This window comes from Shewanella sp. MF05956 (assembly GCF_059758055.1).
The window spans coordinates 138,752-156,509 of record NZ_JCAYNV010000011.1; the positions used below are offsets into that span (position 1 = coordinate 138,752).

The window sequence follows — 17,758 nt, forward strand, 5'->3', positions numbered from 1 at the left end:
TTCTTAAGCGCCCACTTAAACAGGGGTTAATTGTGGCGCAATGAAACGATTATGGCCGATCACCGGCATTTGTTGGCGTATACGTTGTAGCTCACTGAGCTCAACCCTGGCCTGGGCCCAACCACACTCTGTAGCACGTTCGGCAATGACACGACCCCATGGGTCAACAATCATACTGTGGCCCCAGGTTTCTCGGCTACCTTGATTATGCTGGCCCCATTGCCCTGCACCCAATAAATAGCATTGAGTTTCGATGGCCCGAGCCTGTAATAATACTTGCCAGTGCGCTTCTCCGGTCACTTTAGTAAAGGCCGAAGGCAGTGCGATGTAATCAGCACCCGCTAAACGCAGCGCTCTAAACAAATCGCCAAAGCGAATGTCGTAACATATCGCTAATCCTACTTTACCAAAAGGCGTGTCGACAACACACAGGTGATCGCCTGGATGAAAGGTGTCACTTTCGCGGTAGGTTTTCGTACCGTCGGCAACATCAACATCGAATAAATGCAGTTTATCGTAATGACCTAGGGTGACGCCATGATCATCAAAAAAATAACAACGGCTGAACACTCTGCCATCATCGGCGCGCATCGGAATAGTGCCAGCAATTAAATACACTTGATATTGTTTGGCCATATTGGCTAATGCGGTTTTTAGCTCACTTTGATGTTCGCTGCCGGCATATTGTAATTGCTGGCTTTCATGGCCGCCAAACAACAAACAGCATTCTGGCAATACCACCAATTGTGGCTCGTCTTGTTCACGCGGTAATAGCTTAAGCTGCGAGTCGATAAACGCGAGGTTGGCTTGAACGTCGCGACTGCTCTGGCATTGTAATAAGCTGATTTGCATATTGCGCTCCTTGTAGCGTAACGACATTGCTAGCATCTGTATGTGAGTATGAGTTTCTATTTGAGTTAGAGTTTGCTTGTGTAACAGGCTCTTCAGTTGCGGATTGAATTTCTGGTACCACGTTGTCGCTATCAGTATCTTTCGCTTTTGGGCTGATGCTTTCAATCGCATCAACACTGGTTTCATCTGGTTGCGGCAATATAGCCTTTGGAATTTCGATCTCTTTACTCTTGCGCTCTAGCTCTTCTAATTCAGGGTTGTCCATGGTGCCTGTAACCCGAAAGCGAATTTCTGAAATCACTTCAATTACGGGCTCTAACACTTTGGTTAATGCAAATGCCCCTAAGCCTAAAGTCCATGCACTGGTGCTCAGTAATACTACGGTGGGTACGCTTGAGGCTAATTGCGGCACAAAGCGAATATCGTAATTAAGGCTTTGGGTCGTTAAGTCGGTATACCCTCTCACCTTCATATTACCGGCTATGGCATCCATTTCAGTATCGGTGGTTTTTACTACCCCGTTATCAATGGTTACATTACCCGCAAAAGTATTAAAATATAGCCCTTGGCCAAATACGTCTGAAAAATCTAACGACAATTTACGCAATAATGAATCTAAGCTAAACAATGAAAACACCCGTGCGCCTTTATCACTGATTTCCGATAAATATCCCTTACCTAGGTCAAACTTAATTTGGCCGTTTAAGGTGTCGAGCGAAAAGTGATAAGGCGCTGCTTGCCATGATATTTTGCCACTGAGATCTAACGGCGCCTCTTTGAGGCCAGGGTTAATGCCCAGTGTGGTCGATAATTCGTCAAAGTTTTCTGCCAACAGTTTGACATCAAATTCAGTGCTGTCGACACCCTCATTGAATGACCATAAACCGTTGGCTTGTAAAGATAGCGCTGGCTTGGTAAGTGATAATGTTTGGAATTGATAACCTTGCTCGGTAGGTAAACCTTGTAATACCAAATGCCCTAATGACAGTTCATAAACGCTAAAGTCATCAACATCAACGGCAAGCGTTGGCATTTGCTCAATCATGCTAGCTTCATTAGTCGCATCAACAGTTTCACTTGATATGGCGGCTTGTGTAGTCGATGGTAGCTTTTGTGTCGTTGGCGATAGATGCAGTTTATCTGCCACCACTTTTATACCTTGCTCACGCCAGTTTGAGTAAAAATCGATTCGACCGTCAAATTGTTCAGAAATCGCATCAAAACGCCATACATATTCCGTTGGTTGGGCGTCAAATTGTAATTGATCAAACGATTGGCCTAATACATTTAGCTGAGCAACATTGGCATGGATCCCCACGAGTGGTGGAAATGCCGCTGGAGCGGGAACATTGTTAACCGCTGCTAAGGTGGGGTGATTTAAAGATGATAATTCGGTATCAGTTAAAATCCGGTCTCGTACTGATGATGCGATAACTTCTGGCTCAGCGGCTGCACTAAACCGTTTAATCAGTGGTAACCATTGCGCTAACTCAACTTTTGGTAAGTCGAGATGTAAGTGACCATATTGTTTTCTAAGCTTGTCACCTAATTTAAAATGACGGCCTACCATCACATCGTAAAATGCCAAATGGCCATTATTATCGGCGTTAAACCCGCCCCAAAACTCAACATCGTTACCGAGTTTAATACTCAGTGATGACTGTTTATTGTCGCCGATTAGATCTGCACGCAGTTTTTTCGGTTCGTCTGCTGATTTTGCATATGGAGTAGGTAAATCGAGTGCAACACCGACTAAGTCTGAATTTGCCGACACTTGTAAACTGTAACCGCTGGGGTCAAACACCATCGTCAGTGCGCCGTCCCAATCAAGCTCTCCATGGTATAAACCTGTCATGGGATTATTTAGCTGGTTTGATAAAGTATCCAGATCCCAGCGGCCACCCATATTGACGTTTAAGGCAAAGTTGTCGTTTTGCTTACCCGTGCTCACACTAAAAGTCAGCGGCTGTTTAAACAATTTTGCTTTGATATCTTTGGCTTCAATGAATTGATTTACAAAACTGACTTGCCCTGTGACTTGTTGTAAATCTAAGCCGGGACTAGCAATAAAGATAGGATTATTGGTTAAATTAACCTGACCTTTTAGTTGTTGCTGACCACCTTGATAAAGTGGAATCGCTAAATCTAAATTAATGCCAATAGGCTGTTTTATCTGTACTACATCTAATGTCGTGCCGACTGAATCTTTGAGTGGTGATTGATTAATGACTTGAGTCGCGGCCTGACCATCTGCACTGATCTCGGCTTCGACTTTTAATAACGATACTTTACCAAGCTGCGGAATAGACACTCTGGCACCATCAACAACCACTTTGCCTAACATACCTTGTTCAATATGCAGGTCCATTAAGGCATTTTCAAACAATGCCGACAAGGTTAAGTCGCTTACGGCGGGCCAATCCGGTTGGAATTTAAAATTGCCTTGCGCTAACTCAAAACTAGCTTGAAATACGCCACGACTGTCTTGATACGGATAACCGCTTAACTCACCGTGCCACACCACTTGCGCGTCTTCAATGTTACCTGCTTGTAAGCCATCGTTAAGGTAATCAACTAAACTTGGGCTCATGGCCATTAACGGAAAATATCGCCCTGCATGGGCTACATCAAAAATACTTATGTTGGCGGCTAACGCTAAATGTTTCGTCTCGCTTAAGTCAAGGTTTACCCCTGCTTGCAATGCAATATCGGCATTGCGTAAGTTGATATTGGGAATTGTAAGGCGTTGTGCCGTCAAATCGACTCGGCCCTTCATCGCCTCACCTTGCAATGCCAATGGATGACTAAAACTGTCGCCAAAATCAAATTGGTAAGCTTGTTGTGGCAGAGCAAAATCAAGTTGATTATTAGCCCATGTAAGCTGTAAATCAATGGGGTTTAATCCGGGAATGGCATTAAATGACTGCCATTGTAATTGTTCAATATCGGCGGTGGCGATAAGGGGTTGTTGTGCTTGTTTGTATAACCGAATTGGCCCTACAATGCCTTGAGGATTAAGCTGTTGCCAACGGTTAACTTGTTCTAACCCCAAATCTGGGATTAAAGGCAGTAAAGGCGTTAATAAAGGTGGGATAATTTGATTAATATAACCAAAAAGTTGCCCTTTTTGAGCGCCAAGGGCCAGTGTCAATTGTGGCCATGCTTGCTCGTTAGTCGATAATGCTAAATCGTCACTGCGTATTTTCCAGCCACCTTGCTCAGGTGTCCATTGTAATACCCCAGAATCAATGGCAAATTTTTGCAGGCTATCACTATCTTGCCACTGCAACCAACTCGGCTTAAAGACCAATACACCATCACGAAGTTTACGGTTAGCAAACGTCATCCAGGCATCTAAATTGATCACGCCTTGAAACTCAATCTTGTCAGTTGCTTGTTGAGCAATATGCTGACGAGATGCCCATTTTCCCAAATCAAGCGATTCTGCAGACACATATAACTGCCCGCTAACAGATTCAGGCTGATAACCATCACCACTAAGATCAATTCGTAGCGTCAGCTGTTCATTATTTGATTCTAGCTGATCGACATGAATTAACCCTTGTGCTCGATGGCTGTTTTGGCTGTTTTGCCATTCAAGATTATCAATAAAAATAGGGCGGTAATCATGTTCACTACTGATTAATTGTAATGACGCATCGGTAATCGAAAAGTGGGCTAACTGTTCTAATAACAAGTGATAAAGCCAGTCTACATTTGCTTGCGGTTGGCTGTTGTTGTCGCTGTGATCGCTGTCGTCATTGGCTGACAATTGGTCCAAATTTAACGCCACGCTCACACCGTCAAATACTACGGTTTCAACTTGTGGGCTCAGGGTAAAAAGAGACTGCCAAAAATCGAGCTTAATGTGTACGTTTTGGCTAATAACCGTCATAGGCAGCGACGCTTGTGGAGGCAGGTTTAAATTTTTAATGCTCAGTGCTGGACCAAAAGCTTGCCATTCGGCATTCAATTCATCCATTTGTACCTGTAAATGATATTCAGTGTATAAATAATTAACCAGCTCGGTACGCACTTCAGGAATATGTGGCAACAACCCGCGAATAAGGCTAACAGCCAGTGCAAAAAGCACTAGCGTAATCGCCAATATTTGCCAACAGATCCTGTTGATAGTTGCTGCCCGAGTTGTTGACACTACATCATCACCACATCATATTTGCTTTGAATATATAGAGGTTCGTTTTGCAGACGGATGCGTTTACCGATGTAAACTTCAAGCTCTGCCAATAAGTGCGACTCTTCACCGCTAAAACTCATGTAAACCGCAGGCGAGCAATACAATAAAAACTCATCGGCTTTATAGGCTCGGTTTAAGCGGATAATTTCGCGGAAAATTTCGTAAGACACCGTTTCGATGGTTTTCATGGTGCCCGTTCCCTGACACGATGGACACTCACCACACACCACATGCTCAAGGCTTTCCCGAGTTCGTTTACGGGTCATTTCAACTAAGCCCAAACCAGAAAAACCACTCACACTGGTTTTAACGCGATCAAGGGCAAGTGCAGCGTTTAAGCTTTCAAGCACCCTTGCTTGGTGTTCTTTATTCAACATATCGATAAAGTCGATAATAATAATGCCGCCCAAGTTACGTAATCGCAGTTGTCTGGCAATGGCTTGAGTGGCTTCTAAATTGGTATTAAAAATGGTTTCTTCTAAATTACGATGGCCAACAAATGCGCCAGTATTGATGTCGACGGTGGTCATGGCTTCGGTTTGGTCAATAATTAAATAACCACCCGATTTAAGCTCCACTTTACGGCCAAGTGCCCGCTGTACTTCATTTTCAACATCGTACAATTCAAAAATAGGTGCAGGACCTGCGTAGTGCTCAATCTTGTCGGCTATTTCTGGCATAAACTCTTGAGCAAACAGCTGTAATTCAGCATAAGTACGGCGTGAATCGACTTGAATATGGTCAAGCTCAGTGCCGACAAAATCACGAATAATGCGAACAGGTAATGCTAAATCTTGATAAAGTAGCGTGGCACCTTTTCGTTTACGACGCTCACTCACTTTGGCCCACACTCGGCGTAAAAACGCTGCATCTTGTGCCAGCTCGTCTTCACCAATATTTTCTGCGGCGGTGCGGATAATAAACCCGCCGTCATCGTCGACGTACGGTAAAGTGATATTTTTAAGGCGTTGACGCTCTTCTTCAAGCTCAATGCGTTGCGACACACCCACATGGCTAGAACCAGGCATAAACACTAAATAGCGCGACGGTAAAGTAATGTCCGTAGTGAGGCGAGCGCCTTTGGTACCCAGCGGATCTTTAACCACTTGCACCATAATATCTTGGCCCTGGCGAACCAGCTCAGCAATGTCGCGCACCACAAAGTTGCCTTTTTCGACATCGGCAACACATTCGGTATGGGGAACAATATCAGAGGCATGTAGAAAAGCGGCTTTGTCTAAACCAATATCCACAAACGCAGCTTGCATGCCGGGGAGCACACGACTAATTTTACCTTTGTAAATATTGCCCACCAAACCGCGCTTCATGCGGCGCTCGATGTGGACTTCTTGCAACACACCATGCTCGACTAATGCAACACGCGCTTCGGTTGGCGTAACATTGATGAGAAGTTCTGTGCCTTTTTTACGTTGTGCTTTTATGTTCATAGGCCACCTGTATTCAGGTCATGCTCCAATCGTAATATTGACAGCAGTTGCGCCACCGTATGAAGACCGATTAAAGCAAAAGGTTAAGTTTGCTGCATCATGCAGGCTAATAATTCTCGAGTTTCAACTAACGGTAAACCAACTACTGCAGAATAACTGCCCGTAATCGACTTAACAAAACAGCCACCCAAAGCTTGAATACCATATGCACCCGCTTTATCCATGGGCTCACCAGAAGCAACATAAGCATCGATATCGGGGGCAGATAATTCGCAAAAGCTAACTTGAGTGCGGCAAAGACGATTTAATGTGTGCTTGCCATCGGTTAACGCCACTGCGGTCATCACTTCATGGGTGTTGCCAGATAACAAGGTTAACATGCGCTTAGCGTCGTCAGCATCGACAGGCTTACCTAAAATGACGCCGTTAAGCACCACAATTGTATCTGAACCCAGCACTCTTGGCTGGCTAAACTGTGCACTTAATGCCAGCCCAGCCTGGGCTTTTTCTATCGCTAACCGACAAACATAATCTGCCGCTAACTCATTGGCGTTGGGTGTTTCATCTATATCAGGCGCGACAAGTTCAAAACTAAACTCTGCAAAACTAAACCCCGCTTGCGCGAGTAATTCTTTTCTTCTTGGTGAAGTTGAAGCCAGTACCCAAGTCATGTTTATTCACTCTATTGATGCTATTTAATCAGAAGGCCTGATTAACGTACTTTATATCGACGGCGTATATTGCGTAAAACCCAAAATACCCACCACCAAATAAATAAACTCGACACGGCAGGTAAAAACATATTGAAATCAAACGGTGTAGCACCAACCACCACAAACTGCACCCAAAAAATCAGGGTATGATAAATACATATCAAACTGGCGATAACCAGCGACTGTTGCCAACGAGGGTAATTTCGCAGACGTTGGCATATAAGCACCACAATATAAATCACTAGCGATAGCGCTAAGGAGCGAATACCTAACGTCGCGCCCAGCAATACATCGAGCATCACCCCGAGTATCCACGCAGTAAGAATACTGTATCTATGCGGTAGTGCCATCGCCCAATACACCATGACCATCAACAACCAATCTGGTCGCCAATTTTCTACCATGCTCGGCAAGGGCATAATTTGAAACATCATCCCAATAAAGAGCGTTAGCCATACCACTAAGCGGCCACTGGCGATATGCGCACTCATTGGTTCACCTCACTGGTGTTAGAAATTGGGGTTGACGATGAAGCGGGTTGGTTTGTATTCGGTGCAACCACTGAATTAGAAGTAGGATTAAGGGATGAATTAGGCGCTGTATTATTCGCCGCTGGATCCGTTCCAATGGTTGTTGTAGGTGACGTTTGTGTTGGTGTTGTGGCTTGTCCAAGAGGTTGTTCACCATTAGCTGGCACATTATTTTGCGGTGCACTTGCTGGATCGGTGGCAACAACGCCGACCAAATCAGCAGGTAAAGTAAAAGGCTTGGTTTCATCAGGCCAAATCAACAACACATAACGAATACGGTCTAGCGCAGCTAACGGTTGGGCATTGATCACCGCATAGCTTTGGCCATCGTCACGAGAGACACTAATCACCCTTGCCACAGGGTAGCCTTCTGGAAATCGATTTCCTAAGCCAGACGTCACTAATAAATCACCGGCAATAATATCGGTACTTTTCGCCACATGGCGCAGTTCTATTTGGTCAATATCGCCCGTACCGTTGGCAATCGCTCGCACGTCGTTACGGGTAACACGAACCGGAATGCCATGAGTCGTATCCGACACCATTAACACGCGACTGGTAAATTCACTGACCTCAATAACCTGTCCCACAACCCCTTGAGCATCAACCACCGGCTGACCGACATAAACGCCAGTTTGCGAACCATGATTGAGCACTACAAACTGACGAAACGGATCGCTGGCCACTTCCATGACTTCGGCAACCACTTTACGTGAGTCCATGTGAACAGGAGAACCGAGTAATGCGCGCAGTCGTTCATTCTCTTGGCGAACATGTTCAAAACGCTGTAAGCGTTCAGACATCACCAATTGTTGACGCAACAGTTCTTTATTTTGCAATTCAAGCATATTACGCGTCGCAAATGCTTCAGCAGACCAATCGAGCATCACACCGGGTACATTGGCTAAATATTGTAATGGGCTTAACAGAGAAGAGAGTGATTGGCGGATAGGATCAAGGCGATGATTAGCAACAAGCAAAGCCACCGACAAAATAATTGCCAGTGTCAGTCTAAATTGATTTGAAACGCCACGAACGAAAATTGGTTTCATAAATTGTGCGCGGCTTTGCTAGCATATATTGCTGTTAACAAAGCCACTGTGCAGTTAATCATTAATTCTCTTCTGAGAACAAATCACCACCGTGCATGTCAATCATTTCAAGCGCTTTACCGCCACCACGAGCCACACACGTCAGTGGGTCGTCGGCAACCATTACAGGGATACCGGTTTCTTGCATCAGCAAACGGTCTAAGTCACGCAATAATGCACCACCGCCGGTTAACACCATGCCACGCTCTGAAATATCTGATGCTAATTCTGGAGGAGATTGCTCTAAAGCCACCATCACTGCGCTGACAATACCTGATAAAGGCTCTTGCAGCGCTTCTAAAATCTCGTTGCTGTTTAGCGTAAAGCTTCTTGGCACACCTTCAGCAAGGTTACGACCACGCACTTCGATTTCGAGCACTTCATCGCCAGGATAGGCTGTACCAATAGTATGCTTAATACGCTCAGCTGTTGCTTCGCCAATTAAGCTGCCGTAGTTACGACGAACGTAGTTGATAATCGCATCATCAAATTTGTCGCCACCAATACGCACAGATGATGAATACACGACACCGTTTAACGAAATAATCGCCACTTCGGTAGTACCACCACCAATATCAACAACCATTGAGCCCGTTGCTTCTGATACCGGAAGACCAGCACCAATTGCAGCAGCCATTGGCTCTTCAATTAGGTAGACTTCACGTGCGCCTGCACCCATTGCTGATTCGCGAATTGCACGTCGCTCAACTTGAGTTGCTCCAACAGGAACACACACGAGTACACGTGGACTTGGGCGAAAGAAACTGTTGTTGTGGACTTGTTTAATAAAGTGTTGAAGCATTTTTTCAGTCACATAGAAGTCGGCGATAACACCGTCTTTCATTGGACGAATTGCTTGAATATTACCAGGCGTTCGGCCTAGCATTTGTTTTGCGTCTCTGCCAACAGCAGCAACTGACTTTGGTCCATTGCTATTGCGTTCGCCACGAATGGCAACTACTGAAGGTTCGTTTAGCACGATACCTTCATCGCGAACATAAATAAGAGTGTTTGCCGTACCTAAATCGATCGATAGGTCGTTAGAAAAAATGCCGCGCAGCTTTTTGAACATGTATCAGGCCTGTATTCTGTGAAGTCAGAAGAAAGAAAAATCAGGTAACTTTATCAATGACACCCCTATTCTACAAGACCGAACAGGTTAACAATTGCTAATCTGGCGTTTTTTTTTACAAAAGTATGTAAAAAAACGTCAATCGAGCAATTTTAATCCTAAAAAGCGTAAAAGCGATGCTTTTTTATTCCGATTATTGACCGACCTCACGCCAATAAATGATCCTATCATGACCTCGATAGCGACCAAAGAAGGCGCTTGCTCTTGGGTCATAAAGTACTGTCGGGCTTGCCTCATCCCAATTCCAATACCATTTGAGCCAATTGTCGACTTGTAGTGGTGCAGTCACTTGACCACGATATGGAACAGAACCCGTGTTTTTCCATAATAAGGTTAATTGGCCATTGCTCACTAAACTGCCCGCATCACTGCGGCTCACGCTTTGCCCAGTTGTTAATAAAGGTGCATAAATTTCAGCGCCATCAAGCGGGTCAATGACCTGGCTACAACTGTCATTAATATTGGTTATCCAACCCGTACCATTCCAATATTGGGCATAGGTTGGCATGCGCAAAATTTCAGTTTCTGGGCCAAAAGTATTGTCCATCACCACTCGCCCGTGACGAAAGTCTTGGGTTGATATCTGTTTTGCATTGCAATCATTACTGTCTGTGCAAATATCACTGCTATTTACTGGCATATCGGGCGAAGCAACAAATGACACATTGCCATCGTTATCAGCAACCTGAACGCCAATAGCTAATTGGCCAAAAGGACCATCGACACCCGGTGCTGCCAAGCGACTAAAATTAGCGGTATAAGCCACGCCAACACTAGCATCTCCTAGACTCCATGAGCTGGCATTAATAGGTAAAATGCTTAAGCGGCTGCTTAAATCAAAGCCATCATTAAGATTCTCTCCAATTAAACTAGCGCTGGCTTTGGCAAACCCCCCCTGATAATTCTGGGTGATATAAGAGCCAGTATTGTATGCACTTAAGGTAAGAGTTAACCCAAAAGGCTGGTCCATATAGGTAAAGCTGCCACAACTTGGTATGACACTTGAACTGGTAACGGTAAACCTGTCTGGTACAAATCGACCAATATTAGGTGATGCTGCCAGCGGAATATCGTAAAAGCTCGAACCTAAATAAGAACTGGGTGGATTAGCGCTGAATTTAAATACACCGACTTCACTGACGGATTGAGCAACGGTATTCGTGTTTGTTGCTTCTGCTACATGGTTATACTGTGATGAGCCAACCGCACCTAATACACCGCCCGAAGGTGACACTAATTGATGGCTTAAGACGATATTACTGTGGACATAATTAGGCGTATTGAGATTGTTGCAGTAATTAGCATCGCCATCGACTTGCCATGCTTTACCTTGAATGACTAAATCAAACGATTCACCGGCTTTTTTATAGCGATTACAACTGCTATTTCCTGCCGAACATTCCGCGGTACTGTCTTTGGGTGCTACACACAATCCCACAGGGAAGCTCACAAATTGATCAGAGCCCAGCATCACCAATCCGGCCTCGTCGCCACTGCCAGTGTATTTTGCATCAAGCTGCATTTTGCCCGCATCGGGGTAGTTAACATCAATATTGGCTTTACCCGTTGCATCAAAAGCCAACGCAATCGAGGTAGCGGCCGAGCTTTGCTTGCCGACAGTCGTATTATTCACTGTAACCGACTGCCCACTGATTGGCGTAACCGGCTCAATGTAAGTACTCCAAAAGCTGACATTTTTTGTGGTGTTGGCAAAGGTAGGAACGCATTGCAAAGTACTATCCGATTTTTTCACTGCGCTAATCGATATATTGCCTGTTGGTTTGTTAGCCAGCTTATCTGGCACATCAAAAATAAAGCCACTGTCGGCAAAGACTAAGTTACAGTTTGCCTCGCTTGCAGCACCACCATTAACACGGCATAAGGTTTTACTGAATGCTTTAGTACTGGGTGTAGACCCTGTAACACCTAAAGTAACTGTACCTGGGGTATTACGTCTTAGTTGTAAATCTGATTTTTGTCCACCAGTAAAGGTAACAGTATTACCACCAACCCAACCACCACCTGCGGTTATTGTTGCTGGGCTTAAAATAGCTGTCACCGTATCAGGCACCGTTATACTGCAATCTGCATTAGCACACGCTTTTATCGACAACGTTTTTGGAGTACACGTTAATCCTTGGCCTGAATATGAATATTCAAAATGATCGATTTGTACACCTATTGGATTCGAGTCAAGAGCACAAATTTCTATATTATCAATTTCATGATTGTTGGTTGACCCACCTGTTGAACCTGTTAGTGATAACAAAAAGTTTTCTGGAATAGCCTTTTGCTCTATCTGAGATGCAGCATCAAACGCTGGGATAAGTTCAACAAAACCACTTCCAGTATTGCGCTCGACCTTAACTATTGATTGATTAGCGACCAATGAGTCTACGGTAATACGATAACGGTGCGCTGGCTTTGTATTATCATTATTATTATCAACAGTGGGTGACAAACAATTACCACTCGTGTTAGTACTTCCATTACTGCATGTGCCACGTAAATAACGATAACCTGAAGTGCCAGAGCCGGAACCACGAATAGACACCGACTGGCGACGCCGTCCAGGGCCATTAGGTCCACCTTCGGCCGAAAAGTTACCGTATTCATCAATACCAAAACCCAGCCAACCACCCGCAAATCCATTCACATTAGAGCGAGCACCATACCCCATTGGACCACCAGCTGCGCCAGGCTGTGGAGTAATTGAGGCATCTGACAGTACAAAGGCAATACCATCAGCGCTGTTCCCGCCATAGGCATAATGATCAAATTCGATTTCGACTTTATTGTTTTTTGCGGGGAAAAGCCTTTGATAAGTTGTTGAAGTAGCCTGATTTTTCTGCGCCTCTGTTTGCCTTAAACGGAAGATTTTATCCGTGGCGGTACTGAGATCAACAATTGCAGGTGTAAAATTACCTGAACTGCGCGCAACAACCCAATCACTGCCTAAATCTGTACGATCGAAATTATCAGTAAAACACTGACGGACGGGCTTGAGCTTTTCTAGTGCAACAAAACTGTAATTCTCCCAACGATGTTTGCGGTCGCTATCTCTAAAAGTATCTTCATCAACAACCATACTCACTTTAACGTTAGTCAACTGACAACGTCGAAGCCAGCCGCCATCGCCACCTAAGCGGCTATTTTTACCCGCGACTAATATGGGGGCTCCCTTAAAACCAATTAAAGGTGTGGTATAACTACATTGCTCACTTATGTCTTTAGTGCCACCATCAGTAAACGTTTGTGCTTGGCCAAAGTGGTAATTGGTGTCGACACCATTTAAGATCATGGTACCGCTAGCCGTTGTACTGCTAGGGGTGCTCAACGATAAATAGCCAATGGTTTCATTTTGAATTGGATTGTTGTTTAAATTACCTGGTTTACATTGACTATTGCTATAAACCTCTGACGCATCTAATGCAAGCTGAATTCCTGTGCCCGTAAACTCGGAGGTACTCGTTAACCAACAATTATTATTCTGAGTTTGAATCTGATTCAACACCACATCTTGGGTAGTAGGCAAATTAACAGCGGTATAGGGTGAATTAGAACCAAATAAGGCCTGGTCATAATTAACTGAACCAGCAATTAGCTTGATGTTATTGGGCAGGTCATAGCTACCCGCCGTGACAGCAATCCAGTGTACTTCAGGCATTTTAATTGGTACTACGTTACGGTTATCAGGTGATTCTGGTTTTTTTTGAGACCAAGTGAAACCTTGCGAAGATACACTATCAAGGAATACCGATGCTGGGCCATCACTGTTATCGTCTTCGATGGTTGGCATTAAGAAAATTAACGGGGTGACATCATCAGGAAAAGCACTGTCAAACGTGACGCTTTTATTAGACGCTGTAGCTTTACCGTATTGAATGTGAAATACAGGCTGTGGTGTATCAATTGTACAATTAGGCACTGTGGTAATATTAGATACTTTATTATCAAAATTGACCCAGCTATTACCCTCTAACTTTATTTTGCTTGCCGTTAATGCCCCATCCAACTGGGCACTACCACTAATGGTCGCGTCCCCCCCTGCAAAGACATAAGCATTAAGTTTAGCACCACCATTAAGCACAAAATCACCATAGGTATAAATGATAAATCTTTCAGAGTCATTCACTAAGTTTAGATTGTAGTGCCGATAATCATTTTTAATAAAAAACGTCACTGTACCTGTGGGTGGGAACTCTAACACCACACCATGGTTTATAGATAAAGTTTCAATCCAATATTGCCCAGAAGATAACACTAATTTACCTACTGAGGCCTTCAGAGACTTCATTTTATAAATGCCATTATCCGTATTGAAAGTCAGCGTTCTTTCACTACCGCCGTCTAACTTAATATCGCCATACTCGCCTTGTTCAATAGTGATATTTGGTTGTCCCCCTGTGGGAGGCCCTATTTTTTGAACGCTAGCAGAAGTACATTGACTGAAAGCCAAATCATTGGGTTTAGTATTTATGGGAGATGAGGCCTTGCAATTTTTTGCTTTCTTATTGCCATTATCCGCTACACAGGATTCCTCTTGATCGTTGACCGTAGAAGCTGGCAGTTTGCCACTATTAGGGGCATTGTATAACCGCGCTCCACTGGCAAAATCTATTGTAGCATTAGTGCCATGGGCATTAAGTCCTTCTATAAAGCTGCTATCCCAACTAGCCATCAAGGGGAGACTCGTTAAACAAAAACTAAAACAGAGCAGTTTCCGTAACAATAAACCCCAAGCTTTACTTTTAAGTATCTGTACTTTAATTTCCACGCGCTTCTACCTCTACTTGGCGACTCACTCGTAAACACGTTGAGCTGCTTGAGTTACCCGCACAATCACCGGTTTCGCATACCGCTAAGCTATTAATTCGATATTGAACAACACTGCCAACACTGGCGGTATTACAACTAATACTAACGCTACAATTATGAAATCCAACCGCGTTGCTCGGAGGCGTCCAAGATGATGACACATTACTACAGGTTGCCGCACTGCCACTGAGCGGGAACAACTGCGCTAATGCAGCATCAGCACCACTGTTAGCGCTAAACAATGCTCGCGTTCCCCACACTTCCATATTAACCGACTCATCAGCATCGCCAACGATACGAATTAAACTCGCCGCAACCAGAAACATCACGGTTAACACAAAAATACCAATAATTAATGCGCTACCATGTTGAGCATGATGAGTTAACTTATGCTTAGGGAACATTCATCACCTGCACTTGATGTTGATATTGAAACGTCTCACCATTAACCGCAAACAGTGGTTGTAAATGCACTATCGCATTGGTGACTAAAGTTGCAGGGGTTAAAATAATGGCGGGGTTAACGGTTAAGTTATTAGTAATATTTTGCGCCATCAATACGCCTGCCCCCATGATCGTTGGCGAAGGTTGAGTGGCCTGATAACCGTAATTTTGATAAAGCCGCAATTCAACCGCACTTGCAGAGGAGACAAAGCAATAACTCAACGGGCTATCGGCAACGTACAAGCGCTTTAAGGGCGACGCTTCAGTAAAGCGCACTGATTGCGTTAACGTGATAGTTAATTGGTCGCCCGCTTTAGCGACGCTTTGAACGGTAAAGTGTTTTGCCGTTGTCCCTTGAGGGTTGTATACCTCAGCATGGGTTAACGGGTAAATTAATGCTGACTGCCCAGCATCAATTGGCCGAATACTGTTAATCGCAGTAAGGCTATTACGTGCGGCTTCAGGAACAAAAGGCGCGTCAAGGTAAGAGGTACTGGCAGAAATAGGCAGTAACTCCAAACATTGATAACTGCCATCGGCTGCGGTTAACACCCGAATACTATTGGGCACTGCACGGCGGATGTCTCGGGTGATTCTTTCAATGCCAAAACGGCTTTGACTCAGTACTTGATCGACCGCGCTCGACTCAACAAAAATACGGGTGCCAAATATCACAAAGCCACTGACGCCAATAATCACAATACCTAAAATCAAAATAACCGTGACCATTTCGATTAACGTAAACCCAACGGCTTTAGCACGTGAATTCAACAGCATCAGTAATTACTCCTTACCGCTTGGTAAGTAATCACTTCATTGCTAGGTGTAGTGACATCTACGCTAATTAATTTTTGCGCCTTCGTTACTGAGTCGAGATAAGTCACCGACACTTGTAATTCATAATTAGGATAGGCTTGGGCATAAGTTTGGCTTGAATCGAGCATCATGCTCGCTTCGCTCAACCCTTGGTAATCATCAACATCATTAAACGCATCACGGCTTTCACCGTCATTGCCCATTGATGTCGAGCAAATAGTGCCGGTTGGAGAATTACAGGCTGGCACGCCGCCATTAGCGTTTGTTTGTTGATCATAACGTTTGCCCCAAATCTCATTCATTACCGAATGAGCGAGCTCAGCAGATCTCACACGTTGCAGCGTAGCTGCTGCTCTGTCGGCTTGAGGGAACAACATGCTGGTTAACATGACAATACCGATACCAATGACCATCATGCCAATCACTAACTCAATTAACGTAAAACCGGCATTAATGCGACGAGCGGTGATGTTATGTTGCTTACTGAAGTTGACGATGTTGACATTAAATTTATTGGGCATAAATATAGCCCTCAGACTCAACTGCGATAGCGAGTGTTTCATCTGCCACCGCATTAAAACAATGACCTGCACATACAGGGGAAATTATACGCCCACGGCTGTCAAACGTAATCGAAAAAACCTGGCTCACAGTACTGGCAAGTGTGATATGGGCACCACCACTGAAAGTTTGTGGCTGCTCTGCGCGAAATTGATTACTACAGCTATTCCCTGCTCTGTCATTAAAGTAACGCAAGGTATAACCGCTGACGCTCACGTCGAGTTGGTAACATTGATCGGTATTTTGAATCGCTTTTAGCTGTACGTATCTGAGCTCACTGATAAACTCATTACGTAAGGTATAGGCACTGTAGGATGAGCCAGACAATAGGCGCGGCAACACCGTCACGGCAAGAATACCAATCAAGATAATGGTGGTAACTAATTCAACTAAGGTGAAGCCAAGTTGAATATTACGCTGTTGACTCAATTTGATGATGCCCTCGATTTCACCGCTAAAAATTTTGACACTGAGTAGAACTAAACCATAAGAGTGTCAGAGACTTATACTAGCTGATCCAGTATGGCAAAAACAGCTGATTTTGTCTGCTTATTTGTGTATTAGCCTTGTTAGCGGTTGAGGTGAAGACTGATTTTTATTGCTACTAACTCAAAAAAAAACCTGCCGAAGCAGGTTTTAGTATCTAGGTTTATATTAGCAGTTACCAGGATCTGATTCTGCTACATAAGTTGGAATTGTATTTGCGTCTGCAGCTTCTTCATAGACCAAAATACAAGTATCTGGGGCACCACGTTGGTAAATTGTAACTTCACCATCTGTTGTGTCATCAATAATCCAATCATTAGTACCGGTATCAACATCAGCAAGAGCATCAAATGTAACATCTAATGCCTCTTCTAAATCACTTTGTTTTGCTTTCATATAGCCATAAACAATGTTCAAATCTTCACTACCGGATCCAATATCTAGAGTTTCTGTTGCGTCGCCTTCTTTACCAGCTAAGGCAGCTTTTGAATACACCAAGGTATTTCCACCTTGAATTGCCGCTTTCATGCCACTTAACGCCGAAACACGCGCATCGCCCTGCAAGTTAATAAACTTAGGTGCTGCCGTTACCGCTAAAATACCGAGAATAATGATCACAACCACTAATTCGATTAATGTAAAACCTTGTTGCTTTTGCATATAAAATAC

At 44.2% G+C, this 17,758-nt stretch carries 13 protein-coding genes; all 13 read right to left on the bottom strand.

Annotated features, from left to right (window positions below; all coding sequences use genetic code 11):
• Positions 1–15: 15 nt before the first annotated feature.
• Entirely contained in the window at positions 16–852 is an 837-nt protein-coding gene (locus tag AC19MX_RS13630) for a carbon-nitrogen hydrolase family protein (protein ID WP_498298747.1), read from the bottom strand.
• The gene (locus AC19MX_RS13635) at positions 776–5,008 is read right to left on the bottom strand and encodes a YhdP family protein (protein WP_498298748.1); all 4,233 of its coding nucleotides are present in this window, start codon (positions 5,006–5,008) and stop codon (positions 776–778) included. Before AC19MX_RS13635 ends, AC19MX_RS13630 begins: the two co-directional genes overlap by 77 nt.
• The gene (rng, locus tag AC19MX_RS13640; RefSeq protein WP_498298750.1) at positions 5,008–6,498 is read right to left on the bottom strand and encodes a ribonuclease G; all 1,491 of its coding nucleotides are present in this window, start codon (positions 6,496–6,498) and stop codon (positions 5,008–5,010) included. Before rng ends, AC19MX_RS13635 begins: the two co-directional genes overlap by 1 nt.
• Before the next feature lie 83 nt (positions 6,499–6,581).
• Positions 6,582–7,169, bottom strand: a complete 588-nt coding sequence (locus tag AC19MX_RS13645) for a Maf family protein (protein ID WP_498298751.1) — start codon at positions 7,167–7,169, stop codon at positions 6,582–6,584.
• A 41-nt stretch (positions 7,170–7,210) separates the two neighbouring features.
• On the bottom strand, positions 7,211–7,702 hold the full coding sequence (mreD, locus tag AC19MX_RS13650; RefSeq protein ID WP_498298753.1) for a rod shape-determining protein MreD: 492 nt from the start codon (positions 7,700–7,702) through the stop codon (positions 7,211–7,213).
• The gene (gene mreC / locus AC19MX_RS13655) at positions 7,699–8,793 is read right to left on the bottom strand and encodes a rod shape-determining protein MreC (RefSeq protein ID WP_498298754.1); all 1,095 of its coding nucleotides are present in this window, start codon (positions 8,791–8,793) and stop codon (positions 7,699–7,701) included. The genes mreD and mreC overlap by 4 nt, the downstream gene beginning before the upstream one ends.
• A gap of 61 nt (positions 8,794–8,854) precedes the next feature.
• Entirely contained in the window at positions 8,855–9,904 is a 1,050-nt protein-coding gene (locus AC19MX_RS13660) for a rod shape-determining protein (protein WP_188956447.1), read from the bottom strand.
• A 193-nt stretch (positions 9,905–10,097) separates the two neighbouring features.
• Positions 10,098–14,645 (bottom strand): DUF6701 domain-containing protein, encoded by a 4,548-nt coding sequence (locus AC19MX_RS13665; protein WP_498298756.1) that lies wholly within the window; start codon positions 14,643–14,645, stop codon positions 10,098–10,100.
• 85 nt (positions 14,646–14,730) lie between these two features.
• On the bottom strand, positions 14,731–15,186 hold the full coding sequence (locus tag AC19MX_RS13670) for an MSHA biogenesis protein MshP (RefSeq protein WP_432400859.1): 456 nt from the start codon (positions 15,184–15,186) through the stop codon (positions 14,731–14,733).
• The gene (locus tag AC19MX_RS13675; RefSeq protein ID WP_498298758.1) at positions 15,176–16,003 is read right to left on the bottom strand and encodes a prepilin-type N-terminal cleavage/methylation domain-containing protein; all 828 of its coding nucleotides are present in this window, start codon (positions 16,001–16,003) and stop codon (positions 15,176–15,178) included. Before AC19MX_RS13675 ends, AC19MX_RS13670 begins: the two co-directional genes overlap by 11 nt.
• Complete coding sequence (locus tag AC19MX_RS13680) at positions 16,003–16,563, bottom strand: type IV pilus modification PilV family protein (RefSeq protein WP_498298760.1); 561 nt, start codon at positions 16,561–16,563, stop codon at positions 16,003–16,005. Before AC19MX_RS13680 ends, AC19MX_RS13675 begins: the two co-directional genes overlap by 1 nt.
• Positions 16,553–17,041 (bottom strand): pilus assembly FimT family protein, encoded by a 489-nt coding sequence (locus AC19MX_RS13685; RefSeq protein ID WP_498298826.1) that lies wholly within the window; start codon positions 17,039–17,041, stop codon positions 16,553–16,555. The genes AC19MX_RS13680 and AC19MX_RS13685 overlap by 11 nt, the downstream gene beginning before the upstream one ends.
• Positions 17,042–17,257: 216 nt before the next feature.
• Entirely contained in the window at positions 17,258–17,749 is a 492-nt protein-coding gene (locus tag AC19MX_RS13690) for a type II secretion system protein (protein ID WP_498298762.1), read from the bottom strand.
• Between the last annotated feature and the right edge of the window lie 9 nt (positions 17,750–17,758).

Excerpts from the sequence above, each read along its gene's own strand:
- AC19MX_RS13690 (WP_498298762.1), bottom strand. The coding sequence starts at position 17,749 with ATGCAAAAGCAACAAGGTTTTACATTAATCGAATTAGTGGTTGTGATC.
- rng (WP_498298750.1), bottom strand. The coding sequence starts at position 6,498 with ATGAACATAAAAGCACAACGTAAAAAAGGCACAGAACTTCTCATCAAT.
- mreC (WP_498298754.1), bottom strand. The coding sequence starts at position 8,793 with ATGAAACCAATTTTCGTTCGTGGCGTTTCAAATCAATTTAGACTGACA.
- AC19MX_RS13645 (WP_498298751.1), bottom strand. The coding sequence starts at position 7,169 with ATGACTTGGGTACTGGCTTCAACTTCACCAAGAAGAAAAGAATTACTC.
- AC19MX_RS13630 (WP_498298747.1), bottom strand. The coding sequence starts at position 852 with ATGCAAATCAGCTTATTACAATGCCAGAGCAGTCGCGACGTTCAAGCC.
- AC19MX_RS13675 (WP_498298758.1), bottom strand. The coding sequence starts at position 16,003 with ATGCTGTTGAATTCACGTGCTAAAGCCGTTGGGTTTACGTTAATCGAA.
- AC19MX_RS13680 (WP_498298760.1), bottom strand. The coding sequence starts at position 16,563 with ATGCCCAATAAATTTAATGTCAACATCGTCAACTTCAGTAAGCAACAT.
- mreD (WP_498298753.1), bottom strand. The coding sequence starts at position 7,702 with ATGAGTGCGCATATCGCCAGTGGCCGCTTAGTGGTATGGCTAACGCTC.
- AC19MX_RS13670 (WP_432400859.1), bottom strand. The coding sequence starts at position 15,186 with ATGTTCCCTAAGCATAAGTTAACTCATCATGCTCAACATGGTAGCGCA.
- AC19MX_RS13660 (WP_188956447.1), bottom strand. The coding sequence starts at position 9,904 with ATGTTCAAAAAGCTGCGCGGCATTTTTTCTAACGACCTATCGATCGAT.
- AC19MX_RS13665 (WP_498298756.1), bottom strand. The coding sequence starts at position 14,645 with ATGGCTAGTTGGGATAGCAGCTTTATAGAAGGACTTAATGCCCATGGC.